Source organism: Paenibacillus sp. QJM3NY_38, assembly GCF_056173265.1.
Genome location: NZ_CM149665.1, coordinates 5,869,433 through 5,887,946 on the forward strand (window position 1 = coordinate 5,869,433; position 18,514 = coordinate 5,887,946).

Consider the following 18,514-nt stretch of genomic DNA (forward strand, 5'->3'; position numbering starts at 1 on the left):
ATGCAAATCCCAGTTCAATTTAGAGCAAAAAAGCCCGCATCGAATCCCTGATGTAATGGATTCGATGCGGGCGTTCACAATTCCTGCTATTTTCTTAATTCTGCGCCAAAAGTTTGCTGAAGGGCAGCAACCGCTTTTTCCGTGACGCCGGCAACCTCTTCATCGGTCAGGGTTCGTTCCTGATGACGGTACGTCATGGAGATGGCAACACTCTTCTTGCCCTCTCCAAGCTTGCTGCCCGTGAAGACGTCAAACACCTGAATCTGCTGCAGAAGCTCACCTGCATTCTCCTTGATCACTTGAATCAGGGAGCCGGCTTCAACCTCCTCATTCACGACGATGGCAAGATCTCGTTCCATGCCCGGAAATCTAGGCAAATCGCGGTAAACGACGCGGGCGTTGGTCAGATCATACAGCGGCTCAAGCAGAATCTCAGCGGCATAAGTATCTTCCAAATCCAGCTCCTGCTGTGTCTTCGGATGAATTTGTCCAAGTACGCCTAGCAGCTGCTTATTCTCGCCTTGACCCGCATACACGGAAGCGGAACGTCCCGGATGGAAGCCAACCGGTCCGTTAGCCTCGTAAGTGATATCTTCCGCGCGAATTCCAAGATAGTCGAGCACCGTTTCGAGCGCACCCTTCAAATCGAAGAAATCCACTTTGGCCGGCTGGACATTCCATTGCTTGCTGCCTTTGCGTCCCGACAGCAACAAACCAAGAACCGGACGCTCCAGCGGCTGCTTCGTCAACGTCTTCTCATGTGTATGGAACAGGTTCCCTATTTCAAACAGGGCCAGGTCCGGCTGCTTGCGGTTATGGTTGTACACCGCGATATCCAGCAGCTGTGGGAGCAAGCTGGTACGAAGGACGCTGCGGTCCTCGCTCATTGGCATGGCCAGCTTAACCGCCGTGCCATCTGACGACAGGGATGTGAACATTTCGGCTTGCTCCGGATGGATGAAGGAATAACCCAGAACCTCCTGGAATCCGCTATGCGTCAGCAAATGGCGAAGCGAGCGGCGGATGGCCTGAGCGATCGTCAATGAACCCGGTGTCGTCGGACCTTCTATGGCCGTTGTCGGGATATTGTCATATCCATACAGACGGGCCACCTCTTCAATGAGGTCTACGTCAAGCACGATATCGCCGCGACGGGACGGCACTTGCACATCCACTAATCCTTGGCCCGCATCTCCGCAAGGGAAATGCAACCGGGCAAAGATCGTTTTTACCTCAAGCAGGGACAGATCCGTTCCCAGATAGCGATTGAGCTTCTCCAGCGATAAAGTAATCACGGTAGGCTCGGAGTCCGCACTGCCTGCTTCGACGATTCCCTGATGAACAGCGCCGCCGGCATATTTCGCCATCAGTGCCGCTGCACGGTTCAGTGCAGGAATGACTGCGGCGGGATCCACTTCCTTCTCGAAGCGGGAGCTTGCCTCTGAACGCAGTCCGAGCTGACGGGATGTTTTGCGGACGGTTCCGCCATCAAACTTCGCCGATTCCAAGAAAATATTCACCGTGCTGTCCGTTACTTCGGATTCCAGGCCGCCCATAACGCCAGCCAAGGCCACTGGCTTGCCGCCAGCTGTAATCACCAGCATATGCGGCTCCAGACGACGCTCCGTGCCGTCCAGCGTCACCATCGTTTCGCCAGCTTCAGCCATACGCACGTGAACCGCGCCATCCTTCAGCTGATCAGCATCAAAAGCATGCAGCGGCTGGCCATATTCCAGCATCACATAGTTCGTAATGTCCACGATATTACTGATCGGGCGCACGCCTGCCGCCATCAAGCGGTTCTGCATCCACAGCGGAGAAGGACCGATCTTTACACCGGTAATGTAGCGTGCCGCATAATGGCTGCACTGTTCGTCAGCGCCAATCGTAACCGAGATATGATCGGCCGCTGCATCTTGAACCTCCAGCATTTCCTTTTCCGGATTCGGAAGACTTAGCTCACGCCCCAGTATGGCGCTCACTTCGTAAGCGGCTCCCAGCATGCTGAGACAGTCGGAGCGGTTCGGTGTCAGATCCAGTTCCAAAATTTCATCGTTCAGACCCAGCACATCCACAATCGGTTTGCCGATTTCCGTATCCGTCGGAAGTACCAGAATCCCTTCCTGCAGCTCTTTAGGCAGCAGTTTGTCATTCATGCCCAGTTCCTTCGCCGAGCAGATCATGCCTTGGGAGAGCACGCCGCGCAGCTTGGCCTTCTTGATATCCATACCGCCAGGGAGCTTCGCGCCCACAAGCGCCACCGGCACCTTCTGGCCCGCATCCACATTTTTGGCTCCGCACACGATCTGGAGATCTTCCTCCTGACCCGCATCCACGATACATACATTCAGCTTGTCTGCATCAGGATGCTTCTCCTTGCTCTTAACGTAGCCGACGACCACTTTATTAATGCCTTGATTCCGTTTCTCGATCACATCGATTTCAATACCAGCCGAAGTAATGCGGCTCGCCAAATCCTCTGAGGTTACGCCTTCGAGCGAAATATAATCGGACAACCAATCGGTTGAAACTCTCATTGTCTATTCACTTCCCTTTATCGTAAAATTAGATCCGCGTGAACTGATTCAAGAATGCTGTATCGTTGTTGAAGAAGTGACGGATGTCATCCACGCCGTATTTCAGCATCGCAATCCGCTCAACCCCCATACCGAAAGCAAAACCGCTGTACTTCTCAGGGTCATAACCGCCCATTTCAAGTACCTTCGGATGAACCATGCCGCAGCCTAAAATTTCAAGCCAGCCTGTTTGCTTGCATACGCGGCAGCCGCTGCCGCCGCATCTTACACAGGATACGTCCACTTCCGCGCTCGGCTCCGTGAACGGGAAGAAGCTTGGACGCAGACGGATCTGCGTGTTATCGCCAAACATCTCCTGCACGAATTGCAGCAGCGTTCCTTTCAGATCACTCATCCGAATGTTCTCGCCGATGACCAGGCCCTCGATTTGGTGGAACTGGAACGAATGCGTCGCGTCATCGTCATCCCGGCGGAATACGCGTCCCGGGCAGATGATTTTGACAGGCGCTTTACCTTGCATCGACAGCATGGTCCGGGCTTGCACCGGGGATGTCTGAGTACGCATCAGCAGATCTTCCGTCAAATAGAAGGAATCCTGCATGTCACGTGCCGGGTGATTCTTCGGCAGATTTAGCGCTTCGAAGTTGAAGTAGTCCGTTTCCACCTCGGGTCCTTCTGCTACCTGGTAACCCATCCCGATAAAAATATCCTCGATATCCTGGATCACCTTGCTCAATGGATGAACAGCGCCTTGGCTGAGCTTGCGGCCCGGAAGGGTTACGTCCACCTTCTCTGCACGCAGGCGCTCTTCGGTTTCCTGCTGCAGGAATGCTTCCTGCTTGCCGGAGATGACTTCCTCAATCGCGCCCCGAACGTCATTGGCCACCTGGCCGATAACAGGACGCTCTTCTGCGCTCAGCGCTCCCATTCCGCGCAGGATTTCCGTCAAGGCCCCTTTTTTGCCAAGGTATTTCACCCGCAAATCATTCAGCTGCTGCGGATCGGTAACATCCTGCAATTGAGCCAATGCTTCCTGCTTTAATGCTTCTAATTTTTCCTTCATGGCTATTCGCACACCCCTTTGTAAACTCCATCTTCGTACTGAAAACAAAAAAAGACTGAAAACAAAAAAGGCCTCTCCTCCCGAAAAGGGACGAAGAGACCGTGGTACCACCCTTGTTAACATGTTTCATACCCTAACCAAGGCGGTAAAAGCCTTAGCCCCGAGTATGCCTCATCATGCTCACTTGACCGACGTAACGAATCGGACCCGTTATCCCCTACTGACCGGCAGCATGCCGTGTTCAAGGAACTGCTCCGGAGCGAACTTCACCAGCCTGATTCTTTGAGGGACACTCTCAATCTACGGTATCCCTTCCCTGTAAAGAGGCACTGACTACTTTTCTCCATCAACGCATTTGTTACATATGCAAATATATAGGGTTTATTATATGCAACCTTTCGGGATATGGCAAGTTTCATTTCCCCATTTTAGCCCCATCCGGCTGATTTTAATCGCGATCCCTGATCTTATTCCGACTGAAGCCTAGCCAGCTCAGCCCGAAGCTCCCTAATCTCAGCAAGCCAGCTCCCCTCGTCCCCGGGTTCAAGATCTTCGGCTGACAAGCCCAGTAATTCCTGAATCCGGTATTCGAGCCCCATCCGCCGGTTGTCCTTCTCCGTATCTCCCTTGATCACGCCGGTCCGCGAGGCCTGCTCTTCCTCCTCGTCCATACTTCCCTCGAACCAAACCGGATCTTCCCTGGGCGTCAGCGTAAGCAGTCGGTTCGCGATTTTACGCACAAGATACCGGTCATGGGATACGAGCGCAATCGCACCCGGAAAACTCACGAGCACTTGTTCAATTACCTCGCGGGTATCCACATCCAGGTAATTCGAGGGTTCATCCAACACAAGCAGATGCGCACCGCTGAAGTACAGCTTGAGAAAAGCCGTTCTGCACTTCTCTCCCATACTCAGCTGCCCCATCTTCTTAAACACATCGTCCCGTCTGAAGAGGAACGAGCCCAGCAAAGTACGCGCACGGCTCTCCGTCATTCCCGGAATGACAAGCAGACTGTCCAGCAGCGTGGTTTCGGGTTCCAGCCCCTCAAGCTCCTGTGAGAAATAACCAATCTTGACGGAAGGATTACGGGTAATCCGGCCTTCATGCGGTTCGATTTCGCCCAGAAGCAGCTTAAGCAGTGTCGTTTTCCCGCTCCCGTTAGGGCCTCTTACGGCCAAACGGTCGCCGCGGTTCAGATAGAAGGTGAGCTTATTAAAAAGCGGTTGATCTCCATATCCAAAACAGATATCCTTCACTTGAACGAGGGTACGACCGCCGAAAGCCTCCCCTTCCAGCTCCATGTTCAGCTTGGGACCGTTTCGCGGTTTATCCACACGCTCTGCTTCCAGGCGTTCCAGCGCTTTCTCCTTGGCATGATATCTTGAGATGTTCTTCTTGGCCTTGGCCTTGTAAAAGCTGGCGGTGATCTTGACGTCATTCACGTCCCCGGCCGCGTTATGCGCTTTATGGAACCATTCCTCATATCTTCGGATCGATTCCTCCAGCGCTTTGCGGGCCAGCTCCTGCTTCCGGTAAAGCGTCTCCTGCTCGCGCAGCTCCCGTTCCTTTTCGCGGCGGTAATCCGTATATCCTCCCCGGTAACGCCGGAGTTCCTCCGAGGTCAGCTCACATACAGAGGTTGCTACCCGGTCGATGAACTCCCTGTCATGGGATACAAACAACACGGTGCCTTTGTAGGATGATACCAGCCACTGCTCCAGCCAGACCAAGCTCTCACTGTCCAGATGGTTCGTGGGTTCGTCGAGCAGTAAAAATTTCGGTGCCGATACAAGGAGCCCTGACAGCATGACCTTCGTCTTCTGGCCTCCGCTCAGCTCACGGTAGGACACAGGCCATACCTCCGGACCGATGCCCAGCATCGTCATCGCTTTCTCCACCTCGGTCTCCCACTGGAAACCGTTCTGGGACTCGTAACGCTCCAGCAGATTGCCATATTGCTCAAGCAGTGATTCCAACTCAGCAGCGCTGCCGCCATTCATCTGCTTCTCGACGCCGGCAATCTGAAGCTTCAGCTGCCATAACGAAGGGTTACTGCGGCTGCGCACCGTATCGATGGCACTCCGATCGATTTCGTCCGGCTCATCCTGCTGCCTGAGCCAGCCCCAACGCTCTCGTGGGAGAATCGTCTCCACAACGCCTGAGGCAGGTTCGAGCTCGCCGGCCAGAATCGAGAGGAGCGTGGTTTTGCCGGTGCCGTTGCGCCCGTACAGCGCAATCCGCTCTCCTTCTGCCACCTCCAGCTGAATACCTTCAAACAACGGTCTCCCTTGGAGCTCCATACTTATATCTTTCGCTTTTAGAATCATGGTCATATCGCCTCATCCTCTCTCTTTGGAAAAAACTAAAAAACCGCAAGCGATGGCCTGCGGCGGATATCATGAGAGAGGATTTGTTCTGATCTGAGTAACGGGACGAACGCGCGCCACAGCACACTTCCTTCGGCTGTTCATTCCAGGCCAGCCCTGACGGTATGGAGATGTTAGGCTCTATACCCTCCGCTGTCAGCGAAAGCTGCAATCCGTTCCGTATATGTGATTGTTTTGCACAAGAGTACCACTTTCGACATAGCAAAAAGAGGTACCCCAGTCACATTGTTCAGACACACCAAATCTCTCCCTCTACCGCCGTAGAGAAACGCCTGCAAACCACATGCAGTTGTTTTTAGAGAAAAGGGTGTCTTACTTCATTGGACTAGGTTACCTCGCATTCTTGGAATGAAATTATGGCCATTATAACAGATATTCTTAAGAAGTAAAAGGGTTGATTAGCGGAACTTCTACATATTCGAATTCCTGCTATCGCCTGTTTATCGGGTCCCATCTACAATTCGAAAAAAAGCAAACAAAAAAACCCTTGTCACCAAGGGTTTCCGGTTCTAACGTAAGCGGGTGATGGGAATCGAACCCACGCTACCAGCTTGGAAGGCTGGAGTTCTACCATTGAACTACACCCGCATATATACCTACAAAAGTGACGCTATGACTCGGTGCATATCCCGATTACTTCTGTGAGGTCCTAAATCTTAAGCGAATCGGGACGACACGATTTGAACATGCGACCCCCTGGTCCCAAACCAGGTGCTCTACCAAGCTGAGCTACGTCCCGATAATAAAGGTGCTGTCTTTTGAAGACAAAAATAAATATACCATGCCGAACGCGTAATTTCAACATGTATTTTATGGAAAATGAATCGCGATATAAAAAGCAAACAGCATCCTTCCAAGGAGGGAAAGATGCTGATTACCTTGACCTGATACGAGCAGGGCTACAAAAGCACCTTGCCTATTTTTTGTCGAAAGTCACTTCCGGTGTCGTCAATTTATCATAAAAATCCACAATTTTGTCTTTATCGTCCGAAGCACGGAGGGCCATGGCGGAGCGTGGATGTTCATCCAGGGTGCCTGTAATCATGTAAGGCATGATATAACCCCACTCTTCTTTTTCACGAAGTGGAATCATGTAGCGCTCGATAATATCCAGTACCGGACGCAGCTCATACTTGGTGCCTTTCAGATGGGTAACCAGAAGCTCGGTCGGACAGTTGCCGGCCGCACGTCCCATCCCGTATACGGATGCATCCAGAAGCTCAACGCCAAGATCTGCAGCGACCAGCGTGTTGGAGAACGCCAGCTGCATGTTGTTATGGGTATGAACGCCCAGACGTTTGTTCGGCAGATGTGTCTTGAACTTATTCACAAGGTATTCCATATCTTTATGATCAAGGCTTCCGTAAGAATCGACGATATATACAACATCCACGACGCTCTCCCTGATCAGCTCAAAAGCTTCCAGCAGTTCGTTCTCCATTACGTTGGAGAGGGCCATAATGTTGAGCGTAGTCTCGTAACCACGATCATGGAAGGTCTGTACCAGCGCAAGCGCCTTATCCACGTCTTTAATGTAGCAAGCGACACGGATGAGATCCAGCAAGCTTTCCTCGCGCGGCAAAATATCGTCTTCATCCACACGGCCGATATCTACAAGCGCGGACAGTTTGGTTTTACCTTTATGAGGAATGACTTCTCTGAGGAATTCATCATCCAGAAAACGCCAAGGGCCCGCCTGATCAGCGCCTTTCAGCAGTTTAGGCGAATTTTTATAGCCGATTTCCATATAGTCCACGCCAGCCTCATTTAGGCCCGCATATAAATTTTGTACGAATTCTACACTAAAATCCCAGTTATTTACCAGTCCGCCATCGCGAATGGTACAGTCTACAATCTTTGTCTGACTACTCTTAATCATCTAAGCTAAACTCCTCTCGGCAATTTTTCTCTTCATCATACTTGAATGCCGGTTGAAAAGTAAAGCAAAAACGTCCGAAGGACGGACGTTATTCAAAGGGTACGGGACGGCCGCTGTCTCTTCAATTCATAACAAACGCTTCAATTGGCGACCTGGGCCTGCTTGAGTATCCAGTCGGTGATGGTGCGGACGAGCACGCCGGTTGCCCCTTTGGGATCCACGCCCCTCTCCTTGGATAGGTATGCCGTACCTGCTATGTCAAAATGCACCCAAGGCAGCCCATCTGCAAATGTCCCCACAAAAAGACCGCCCGTTATCGTCCCGCCTTCTCGGCCCGTTTGATTTCGCAAATCCGCCACCTCACTCTTCAATTTATCCCAGAACTCCGGATAGGATGGCAGCGGCCATATTTTTTCGCCGGCCCTACGGGAGGAGGCAATAAGCTCCTGCAAAAAAGTCTCATCATTGGTTACGGCCCCAGTGGCGATATCCCCAAGAGCCGAAACGACGGACCCCGTCAATGTAGCTACGTCAATCAAACGCGAAGCTCCAAGCTGCTTGGCATAGGTAATTCCGTCCGCAAGTACGATACGGCCCTCGGCATCCGTATTCAATACTTCGATGGTGCGACCGCTCAGTGTCGTGACGATATCGCCGGGTTTAAAGGCACTACCGCTCATCACATTCTCCGCTGTCGGAATCACCATCACTACATTTACTCTGGGGCGAATCCGTCCTAACGCTTCCATAACGCCCAATACGGTAGCTGCCCCGCCCATATCACTGATCATATCCTCCATTCCAGATGCCCTCTTCAGCGATACGCCACCGGTATCAAATGTAACCCCCTTGCCAACAAGTCCGACAACATCCTCCCACGTCTCCCGTCCCTGATAACGGATCGCGATCATGCGCGGTGGATGGATGCTGCCTTTGCCTACGGCCAGGAGGCCGCCCATACCCTTCTCGTCTATGGCGTCCTCGTCCAGTACCTGGGCTTCGAAGCCATACCGTTTCGCCAACTGAAGCGCCTTCTGGGCCAGGTCTTCCGGCAGCAGCATATTGCCGGGCAGATTCGTCAGGTCTCGTGCCAGGCAGGTTGCTTCTCCAATCGCTGCGCCTAATGACATTCCCTTCGTCCACCCTGCTTCAAATTCTGAATCCATATCGCCTTCTATATAATAGAGGATTTCTTCTAAATTCGTTGGCTCGGAAGCATCACGCTTATAATGCGGCTTCCGATAGCTTCCGAGGATAAACCCTTCAGTTAAAGCCTGAGCAGCATCTTGCGGAGTCTGTTCGGCGGTAAAGTTAACCATCGTATTTGGAATTTGAATGGCGGCACTGCGTACACCCGATCTCCCGGCTGCTTTAACTGCCTGTGCTGCAAGCAGCCGCAGCTGCTCGGATGTCAGAATTCCTTCGGGACGGCCCAGCCATATTAACAAGCGTGCTCCGCCTTCGATGCTCTCGGGCCATACGAATGACCGATTCGGAGTGCCATCAAATAACCGATTCTCGACCAACTGTTTGAGCAGTGGATCCCAGGACTCGGAAATGCCGCCTTCCGCCGCTTGTTTTTTCGTAACGGGAACCATGATGGCATCGGTATGCACTTGCCCGGATGATAAACTGCCCTTTAATGTCCACTTCATGCGTTCATCTCCTCCTAAAAAAGAAAAAGCCATTCCATCGGAACAGCTGCTCTCGTATTCATTTCAGGCACGTATTGTACAAACTTAGACTTCCGGAACGTCCAGCTTGGGAAAAGTAATCACAAACTCCGTTCCGGCACCAACCTGGCTATCCACGGCAATCGAACCGCCATGGTTTCTGATGATACTGTAACTTACGGATAATCCGAGCCCCGTTCCACTCTCCTTCGTTGTGAAGAACGGGTTGAACAGGTGGTTCAGTGTATTCTGATCCATGCCGCCGCCGTTATCCGATATGCAGATGTTGATATGTTTCCCCGTATCGCGGGCTGAAATATCAATCACGCCGGTGATGTTCTCATCGTGATGCTCATTAATCGCATCCAGGGCATTTTTAATAATATTCAGAATCACCTGTTTGATCTGCTTCACATCCACGTATATAAACGCAGGCGGGGTCTTATCGGTATGCAGATTAATCTGGCATCCCTTCATTAAGGCTTCACTTTCAGTTAGCAGAACAACTTCCTTCAATAAAGAGGATACGGACACAATCTTGGTTTCTGGAGCCGAGGGTTTGGAGGAATTTAGAAATTCATATATAATATCATTCGCACGATCGATCTCCGTAAGTATAATTCTGGCATACTCGTCCTTACCTAAACTTACGAGATGCGGACGAAGCAGTTGGATGAAGCCACGGATGGAGGTGAGCGGGTTGCGTATCTCATGGGCAATGGAGGCCGAGATTTTTCCCAGCATGGCCAGCTTATCGTTCTGATAAGCGGTTTGCTCAATTCGTTTGAAGTCGGAGACATCCTTCACGCTGATCAGAAAATCGCCTTCCATCTGGTCCCCATAAGTCATTGTGATCAGCCACGATCGGCCATATTCATCAACCAATTCATGAAATCTCTTGCGGTGGAATACCGTTTCCCGAAAAATGCGAAGTATTTTTCTCTTCTTAAATCTGGAGAGCTGGGGATGTCGCAATAGTTGGGTCAGCGTACAGCCAGTCAGCGATTTACGGGATACACCTAACAATTTTGCCATCTGTACATTAACAAATGCTAACACACCGTCACTATCAAAGAGGATGATCCCGCTGTCGAGATTCTCCAGTATGTTCTCATACTTGTTCCTAATAAGCTGGCTGGAATGAAATGAACGAATTGCCTGCAGCTCAGATTCACGGATTTGACTCAACAAGATGGCTCCCCCTTTTCATGAAAAGTTGAACTCACCAAACCGACAAAAAACCTTGCAAACATCAGCTTGTCCGCCTTTGAATCAGAAGCAGCCCGAATCTGCTTCCTTCCATGATAGTCATCGAGACAAAGAAACGTCAATCAGAAATCCTGTCGAAAAATGGGAAATTGCATAAAAATACCATACATCGTGCTTATGTATTTCTGCTTATGTAGTGTATCTAACACCTAATTCCAAACAACAAACAACTAATATAAACATTACCCCCTTTTGTATGATTTGAAACATTAAAAAAGCCCCGGGTACTCACGAGGCTTTATTAATTCCTGGATTAAGGCTGCTTCTGGAGCCGGAGCCTGCGCTGACTCATCACGGCAAGCCGTCTTTTCAGTTCGCCCTGCCACTTCTCATCCTCCATCCATTTGGCAACCACCAGGAGATCTAACGACATATCAATCTGACTCTGAACCACCGTTAGCGGATCCTCCGACTCCCGGTTGACAACATTCTCAAAAATCGCATCCTCATCTTCCATCACATAATCCTGAAAATCCACCTGGGATGCTCCGTCACCATGGGCATATTCAGCTAATATTTCATACTCATTCTCAACCCGATGATGTACCTCCACGCGATGGCAGACCGGACAAGACAGCAGGGGAACATTATGTACTTGAGTGCGATAATGCTTCAGTGTACCCTTTGTACCCATCATACTAGCCCCACAGCAAAAACTCATATCGTTCACCCTCCTTTTGTGGATTCTCAACCGTTTCAAAATATTGTATTCGCTTTCACTCCCGCTAATTCCTTCATGAAAAGAACCTCGATTAAAATTTTAGGCACGATTCCCTAAACATAAGTCCGTAAGCCTATATATTTAAATTTAAATTATATATCAACGCAAGAGCGGTTCTCTAAACAAGAGTCTTCCCCTATTTCATCCATTAAAATCAGAGGTGAAAAAACCCCCACTACCTGCACATAATGTCAGATAATGAGGGTTGCCTTAACTTTAACGAAATGGAATTACAGGTTGCTGTCGCCTGGTTTCCAGTTCATAGCGCACAATCCGCCGGATTGAAGTGCTTGAAGAACACGAAGCGTTTCTTCTACACTGCGGCCTACGTCGTTATGGTTAACAACTTGATATTTCAATTCGCCTTCTGGATCGATGATGTACAAGCCGCGCAGAGCAACGCCTTCTTCTTCGATCAGAACACCGTAGTCTCTTGCTACGTTTTTGGTGATGTCGGAAGCCAGCGGGAAGTTCAATGCTCCCAGACCGTTAGCTTCTTTAGCAGTGTTGATCCAAGCTTTGTGGCTGTGGATAGAGTCAACACTTACACCCAGAATTTCAGTATCCAATGCTTTGAATTGATCATAAGCATCGCTGAGAGCCGTGATTTCAGTTGGGCATACAAAAGTGAAATCAAGCGGATAGAAGAAGAATACGAGCCATTTGCCGCGGTAGTCGGACAGGCTTACTTTACCAAAATCTTTACCGTCTCCTGATACAGTTTCCATTGTAAAATCAGGAGCCGCTTTACCAACCAAACGTTCTGCCATGATTGAATTCCTCCTTAACATATGTAAGAAAATACGTGTATTTCCTACATGCTATGTTCCTATGAACATTTAATAGAAATGTTATCATTGAGGCTAATCAAAGTCAAGATTGTAGACGTTACTTTATTATAATTATTATAAATAAGGATTTTCTTTGAACGAATGCTTCCTCTATTAACGGATAGCCGCAGCGATCAAATCGCCCATTTCTGTCGTACTGAGCGCTTTGCTCTTATCCACAGCAATGTCTGCTGTACGATGTCCGGCATCAAGCACCTCGGCAACTGCGCGTTCAATTGCGTCTGCCGCATTCTCGTAGCCGAACGTGAGGCGGTACATCAGCGCTACGGACAGAATCGTTGCGATCGGGTTTGCCAAGCCTTGGCCGGCAATGTCCGGTGCCGAACCGTGTACCGGCTCGTACAGGCCGAAAGCACCCTCGCCCATGGATGCGGATGCCAGCATGCCGATGGAACCTGTCAGCATGGCTGCTTCATCGCTTAGGATGTCGCCGAACATGTTCTCGGTTACGATCACGTCAAAGCTGGACGGGCGACGCAGAAGCTGCATCGCGCAATTGTCTACCAGCACATGCTCCAGCTCCACGTCCGGATATTCAGGAGCGATGCGGTTTACCGTTTCGCGCCACAAGCGGGACGTTTCCAGCACGTTCGCTTTATCGACGGAAGCCAGCTTCTTCCGGCGCTTCTGTGCAATCTCGAAGGCTTGATGGACGATTCGCTCTACCTCAGCCGTATTGTATACGCAAGTATCTACAGCTTCTTCGCCACCAGCACCTTCGCGTCTGAATTTCTCGCCGAAGTATATGCCTCCTGTCAGCTCACGAACGACCATCAAGTCAGTGCCTTCCAGAACTTCAGGCTTCAATGTGGACGCATCCTTCAAGCAATCGAAAATGACAGCCGGACGCAGGTTGGAGAACAGGCCAAGCTCTTTACGGATGCCAAGCAATCCGGTTTCCGGGCGAAGCTCCTTCGAATTGTTGTCCCATTTCGGTCCGCCTACCGCACCAAGCAATACAGCATCGGCGCTCTTACATACTTTCAACGTTTCTTCTGGCAGCGGCGTCCCTTTCTCGTCAATGGCAATGCCGCCAAACAATGCATGTTCCGTCGTAAATGAATATCCGAACACCTCTTCGGTACGTTTAATGATCTTCTCCGCTTCAGCCACTACCTCAGGACCGATGCCGTCTCCGGCGATTACTGCGATTTTCTTCGTTTCTGCCATTCTTCGTCACTCCTTCATTTATATATACACTGGTCGTATTTAATCATCTAGTTAATGTTGTAACATACTTCCCCCTTGATTGACCAAGATATAGAAACTATGAACTTAATTCGTTTTGCCTATAAGTAAGGGGAATGTGATCAGGGAGAAGGCAGCGCCGAAGAGTTTTCCAGAAGCATCGAAGAGGTGATATCGTCGAGAGCGACTTAGCGAGTGAGGCTTAATTCGTGGGTGCTTTATCGGGGGCGGCTTTATGCGAGAGCGGTTTTTGCGAGACTTCGAAGAATTAATGAGGGAAGGCTCCGAGTACGTATCGTTCCTCCAATCGCTGTTGTCGCCGAATTTCTTTGATTGTAATGTTGCGGTTGAAATTCGGCTCCAAAGGCGACCGCTTCGCTTTTCTGGAATCGATTCGTCCTCTTCGCTGCTTCGAAGCTAATGAATTGGGAGGTCACTGTAGAAGAGCTCATCTCCCTGACCACAAGGGTGGTGGGAGTTGAAGAGCCGCCCTATGCATAAGCATGGGGCGGCTCTTCAAGGTAACATCTTGAAAGACTTCGTTACTCCTGGGCTTTCTTTTTGCTGTGTGTTTTGCTCCTACACATGTTATTACTCACTTCTTACTTCTTCCCCCTACTCCTTCATCCTTGATCCTACTCCTTGCCCCTGCTTCTTGCTTCTTTAAAATTAACGTTCCCCCACGCCATTAGGTGCTTTATGCGAGAACTGCTTTTACGAGACTTCGGAGACTTAATGCGGGAGGCTCCGACTACGTATCGTTCCTCCAATCGCTGTTGTCGCCGAATTTCTTTGATTGTAATGTTTCGGTTGAAATTCGGCTCCAAAGGCGAACGCTCCGCTTTTCCGGAATCGATTCGTCCTCTCCGCTGCTTTGAAGCCGAACGGATTAGCAGTGCAACCATATTAACGTTTCCCAACGCCGTTAGTTACATTTTTCTTCCAATACGCTACAATAGGGGTGAATTTGTCTTATACCCTAAACGACCAAGGAGTGATCATCGATTATGCAGTACACTGCTCTAGGTAAATCCGGTATGAAAGTAAGTCGTCTGTGTTTGGGGACGATGAATTTTGGTCCTGCTACGGATGAAAAAGAAGCCTTCCGCATCATGGATGCTGCGCTTGACGCCGGCGTCAATTTCTTCGACACGGCCAATGTCTACGGCTGGGGCGAGAACTCCGGACTGACCGAAACCATTATCGGACGCTGGTTTAGCCAAGGCGGGGGCCGCCGCGAGAAAGTCGTTTTGGCTACCAAATTCTACGGCTCCATGAGCGATCCTCTGGATGGTCCCAACAATGAAGCCGGGCTGTCGAGCTATAAACTTCGCCGTCATCTCGAAGCGTCGCTAAAGCGTCTGCAGACTGACCATATCGAGCTGTACCAAATGCATCACGTCGATCCTTCCGTCACCTGGGACGAGCTGTGGGGCGCATTTGAGGTTGCGGTTCATCAAGGAAAAATCGGGTATGTCGGATCCAGCAATTTTGCAGGCTGGCAGATTGCGGTTGCGCAAGCCGCAGCCCAGAGCCGTCATTTCCTCGGCCTCGTTTCCGAACAGCATAAATACAGCCTGACCTGCCGATTGCCGGAACTCGAAGTGCTTCCCGCTTCGCAGCAGCTTGGGCTCGGCGTCATTCCATGGAGCCCGCTGGACGGCGGACTGCTGGGACGCAATGCGCTTAAGAAAATCGAAGGCTCTCGCAGTGGCGGCAATGCGGAGCGCGTGGAGAAACACCGTTCGCAGCTGGAACAGTTCGCCTCACTCTGCCAGGAGCTCGGCGAACCGCAGGATAACGTCGCCCTTGCCTGGGTGCTTAAGAACCCGGCGGTTACGGGACCGATTATCGGACCGCGCACGCTGGAGCAATTCGAAAGCTCCCTGCGCTCGCTTGAGATTAAACTCGATGAATCCGTAATGAAGCGTCTGGATGAAATTTTCCCGGGTCCGGGCGGAGCCGCTCCGCAGGCCTATGCCTGGTAAAATAAGGATAACACCGAACGAAACGCTGTCTTATCTCGTTGATCAGCTGCATCAAGACGGTATCGGCACACTCGCATGAGAGTTAAAGGCTCGGTGCTAGTTTTTGATACCAGCATTCATGGCCGGCCAACAGCATCATAAGATAAATAAAAGAGGAGCCGCTTTAACAGCGGCCCCTCTTTTTCTTTTGGATATCTCATGCAGCCCAAAACGATGCGATCAGAGCTACCATGTACTCTAAGTATGGATTACAGCGTAGCGCGCTCACGCCGGCTAAACGTTTTGCGTTTCTCGATCAGGACGTTAACCGCATCCACGTAAGCTCTTGCACTTGCTTCCAGAATGTCGGTGCTCAAGCCGCGGCCTTGCGCAGCCACGTCGTTTTGCGACAGCACGACATGCACTTCACCTTGAGCATCCTTGCCGTGCGTTACCGATTTGATGGAATAATCCGCAAGCGTAACCTCTTCGCCGGTCACCTTGTCGATCGCGTTATAGATCGCGTCGACGGAACCGTTGCCCTCGGCCTCTTCCTCAATCGTTTGCTCCGCAGTCGCAATACGAACCCTCGCCGTCGGTGTGGATTCGTTGCCGTAAGCAACAAAGATCGTTTCCAGCTTGAACACTTCCGGCGTATCGATCAGTTTCTCTTCCAGCAGAGCCAGCAGATCCTCATCGGATACTTCCTTCTTCTTGTCGGCGAGCACCTTGAACTTGGCGAATGCGTCATTTACCTGTTCTTCGCTCAGCTCATAGCCCAAATCCAGTAGCTTCTCCCGGAAAGCATGACGGCCAGAGTGTTTGCCTAACACCAGCTTGCTTTCTTTGAGCCCGATAGACTCCGGCGTCATAATTTCGTAAGTCGTCTTCTCTTTCAGCATGCCGTCCTGATGAATGCCGGATTCATGAGCGAACGCGTTCGCGCCGACTATCGCTTTGTTGCCTGGCACGACCATACCGGTCAGCTTGCTCACAAGGCGGCTCGTGCGGGCGATTTCCGTTAGTGCCAGCCCCGTCTTCGCTCCGAAAAACTCGGAACGCGTCTCCAGCGCCATCGCAATTTCCTCAATGGCGGTATTGCCTGCACGTTCACCGATTCCGTTGATCGTTCCTTCGATCTGATCGGCCCCGTTCAGAATGGCGGCAAGGGTATTGGCCGTCGCCATGCCCAGATCGTTATGGCAGTGCGCGCTCAGCTGCACCTTCTCGATATCCGGAACATTTTCCTTCAAGTATTTGAATATAGCCCCGTACTCCGAAGGATTCAAATAACCCACGGTATCCGGAATATTAACGACATTGGCGCCTTCCCGTACAGCCATGCCAACGACCTCGGCCATAAAATCCAGCTCCGTCCGGCCGGCATCCTCCAGGGAAAACTCCACTTTGGAAAAGTATTTCTTTGCGTAACGGATCGAAGCCTGCGCCGTTTCCAGCACCTGCTGCTTCTCCATCCGCAGCTTGAACTTGCGGTGAATCGGGGAAGTCGCCAGGAATACGTGTATGCATGGATCCTGTGCTCCCTGAAGCGCTTCGCGAACCGCATCGATATCACTCTCTCTGGAACGTGACAATCCAATGACCGTGACGTCTTTAACCGCTCGTGCCACTGCGTTCACGGCAGCAAGGTCACCAGGTGACGCCGCTGGAAACCCTGCTTCCATGCGGTCGATTTTCAACTTTTCGAGTTGAAGGGCGATTTCCACCTTTTCCCGAGTGTTCAAATTCACGCCAGGAGACTGCTCTCCATCTCTCAGCGTTGTATCAAAGATATAAATCTTTCGCATGTCGGCACCTCCTTGAAGTTTATCGCTTGACGTAAACATCCGGCGGCAGGTTGACTTAATCCCCTGCCGCCGGCTGCTTTAATCTAACGGGTCCCATGCAGCAGCACCATCATCTCATGGTTGACTGCTCCATACCCGGAAGAATTCTTATGAATTCTATATATTCTTATTTTTTGATCCAATGCATCATTTCGCGAAGTTCCGCACCAACCACTTCGATCGGATGCTCGGACTCGTTGCGGCGGGTAGCTGTCAGGAAAGCACGGCCCGATTGGTTCTCAAGGATAAAGTCGCGAGCGAATTTACCTTGTTGAATATCGGAAAGGACTTCTTTCATTGCTTTCTTCGTATCTTCGGTTACCACACGAGGGCCTGTTACATAGTCGCCGTACTCCGCTGTGTTACTGATGGAGTCGCGCATGCTTGCAAGACCACCTTCATAGATCATGTCTACGATCAGTTTCAGTTCATGCAGGCACTCGAAGTATGCCATTTCCGGCGCATATCCAGCTTCAGTCAACGTTTCGAAACCGGCTTTAACCAATGCGGATACACCGCCGCACAATACCGCTTGCTCACCGAACAAGTCCGTTTCGGTTTCTTCGCGGAAGGAAGTTTCGATAACGCCTGCACGAGTACAACCGATACCTTTTGCATAAGCAAGACCGATCGCCTTGGCTTGTCCAGTTGCATCTTTCTCGATTGCAATCAATCCAGGTACGCCAAAGCCTTCAACATACGTACGGCGAACCATGTGTCCTGGGGATTTAGGCGCAACCAGAAGGACGTCGTTGTCTTTAGGAGCTACGATCTGACCAAAATGAACGTTGAAACCATGAGAGAACATCAGTGCCGCGCCTTTTTTCAGGTTTGGCTCGATATCGTTCTTGTACACCGCTGCTTGCGTTTCGTCCGGCATCAGGATTTGTACTACATCTGCACGGCTAACAGCTTCGGCTACAGGAAGCACTTCGAAACCATCGTTTTTCGCTTTGTCGAACGACTTGCCTTCACGAAGACCAATGACAACCTGAAGTCCGCTGTCGCGCAGGTTTTGCGCTTGAGCATGACCTTGGCTTCCATAACCGATAACCGCGATTGTTTTGTCTTTTAACACGCTGAGTTCTGCATCTTGTTCATAATAAGTAGTAATTGCCATTTGTATAAG

The 18,514-nt window shown here is 50.7% G+C and carries 12 protein-coding genes, 2 tRNA genes and 1 other annotated feature; of the genes, 1 reads left to right on the forward strand and 13 read right to left on the reverse strand.

Annotated elements, in window-relative coordinates; genetic code table 11:
• Positions 1–86: 86 nt before the first annotated feature.
• The 11 genes from pheT to leuB form a co-directional block, all read right to left on the reverse strand.
• The gene (gene pheT / locus AC0VZ8_RS27075; protein ID WP_475485029.1) at positions 87–2,537 is read right to left on the reverse strand and encodes a phenylalanine--tRNA ligase subunit beta; all 2,451 of its coding nucleotides are present in this window, start codon (positions 2,535–2,537) and stop codon (positions 87–89) included.
• Between the two features lie 28 nt (positions 2,538–2,565).
• Positions 2,566–3,600, reverse strand: coding sequence for a phenylalanine--tRNA ligase subunit alpha (pheS, locus tag AC0VZ8_RS27080; RefSeq protein ID WP_071222682.1), 1,035 nt, complete (start codon positions 3,598–3,600; stop codon positions 2,566–2,568).
• Positions 3,601–3,683: 83 nt separating this feature from the next.
• Positions 3,684–3,959 (reverse strand) — a binding site (T-box leader).
• A gap of 108 nt (positions 3,960–4,067) precedes the next feature.
• Entirely contained in the window at positions 4,068–5,903 is a 1,836-nt protein-coding gene (abc-f, locus tag AC0VZ8_RS27085; RefSeq protein WP_475487772.1) for a ribosomal protection-like ABC-F family protein, read from the reverse strand.
• Positions 5,904–6,507: 604 nt separating this feature from the next.
• Positions 6,508–6,578: transfer RNA gene (locus AC0VZ8_RS27090), tRNA-Gly, on the reverse strand.
• 77 nt (positions 6,579–6,655) lie between these two features.
• A tRNA-Pro gene (locus tag AC0VZ8_RS27095) sits at positions 6,656–6,729 on the reverse strand.
• Between the two features lie 177 nt (positions 6,730–6,906).
• Positions 6,907–7,869 (reverse strand): aldolase catalytic domain-containing protein, encoded by a 963-nt coding sequence (locus AC0VZ8_RS27100; protein ID WP_071222679.1) that lies wholly within the window; start codon positions 7,867–7,869, stop codon positions 6,907–6,909.
• Positions 7,870–8,009: 140 nt separating this feature from the next.
• Complete coding sequence (locus AC0VZ8_RS27105) at positions 8,010–9,524, reverse strand: leucyl aminopeptidase (protein WP_260069366.1); 1,515 nt, start codon at positions 9,522–9,524, stop codon at positions 8,010–8,012.
• 84 nt (positions 9,525–9,608) lie between these two features.
• Positions 9,609–10,733 (reverse strand): ATP-binding protein, encoded by a 1,125-nt coding sequence (locus AC0VZ8_RS27110; RefSeq protein ID WP_475485030.1) that lies wholly within the window; start codon positions 10,731–10,733, stop codon positions 9,609–9,611.
• Between the two features lie 331 nt (positions 10,734–11,064).
• A complete protein-coding gene (locus AC0VZ8_RS27115; protein ID WP_015737147.1) occupies positions 11,065–11,472 on the reverse strand; it encodes a hypothetical protein in 408 nt (135 codons plus the stop codon).
• A 290-nt stretch (positions 11,473–11,762) separates the two neighbouring features.
• The gene (locus tag AC0VZ8_RS27120) at positions 11,763–12,302 is read right to left on the reverse strand and encodes a peroxiredoxin (RefSeq protein WP_009593058.1); all 540 of its coding nucleotides are present in this window, start codon (positions 12,300–12,302) and stop codon (positions 11,763–11,765) included.
• 174 nt (positions 12,303–12,476) lie between these two features.
• Positions 12,477–13,553 (reverse strand): 3-isopropylmalate dehydrogenase, encoded by a 1,077-nt coding sequence (leuB, locus tag AC0VZ8_RS27125; protein ID WP_475485031.1) that lies wholly within the window; start codon positions 13,551–13,553, stop codon positions 12,477–12,479.
• Between the two features lie 1,025 nt (positions 13,554–14,578).
• On the opposite strand from leuB, the gene AC0VZ8_RS27130 reads away from it, so the two are divergent.
• Positions 14,579–15,559 (forward strand): aldo/keto reductase, encoded by a 981-nt coding sequence (locus AC0VZ8_RS27130; RefSeq protein ID WP_475485032.1) that lies wholly within the window; start codon positions 14,579–14,581, stop codon positions 15,557–15,559.
• 248 nt (positions 15,560–15,807) lie between these two features.
• Here the strand turns inward: AC0VZ8_RS27130 and AC0VZ8_RS27135 are convergent, their stop codons facing one another.
• Entirely contained in the window at positions 15,808–17,346 is a 1,539-nt protein-coding gene (locus tag AC0VZ8_RS27135) for a 2-isopropylmalate synthase (RefSeq protein WP_194544334.1), read from the reverse strand.
• A gap of 166 nt (positions 17,347–17,512) precedes the next feature.
• Positions 17,513–18,505 (reverse strand): ketol-acid reductoisomerase, encoded by a 993-nt coding sequence (gene ilvC / locus AC0VZ8_RS27140; protein WP_009589347.1) that lies wholly within the window; start codon positions 18,503–18,505, stop codon positions 17,513–17,515.
• Between the last annotated feature and the right edge of the window lie 9 nt (positions 18,506–18,514).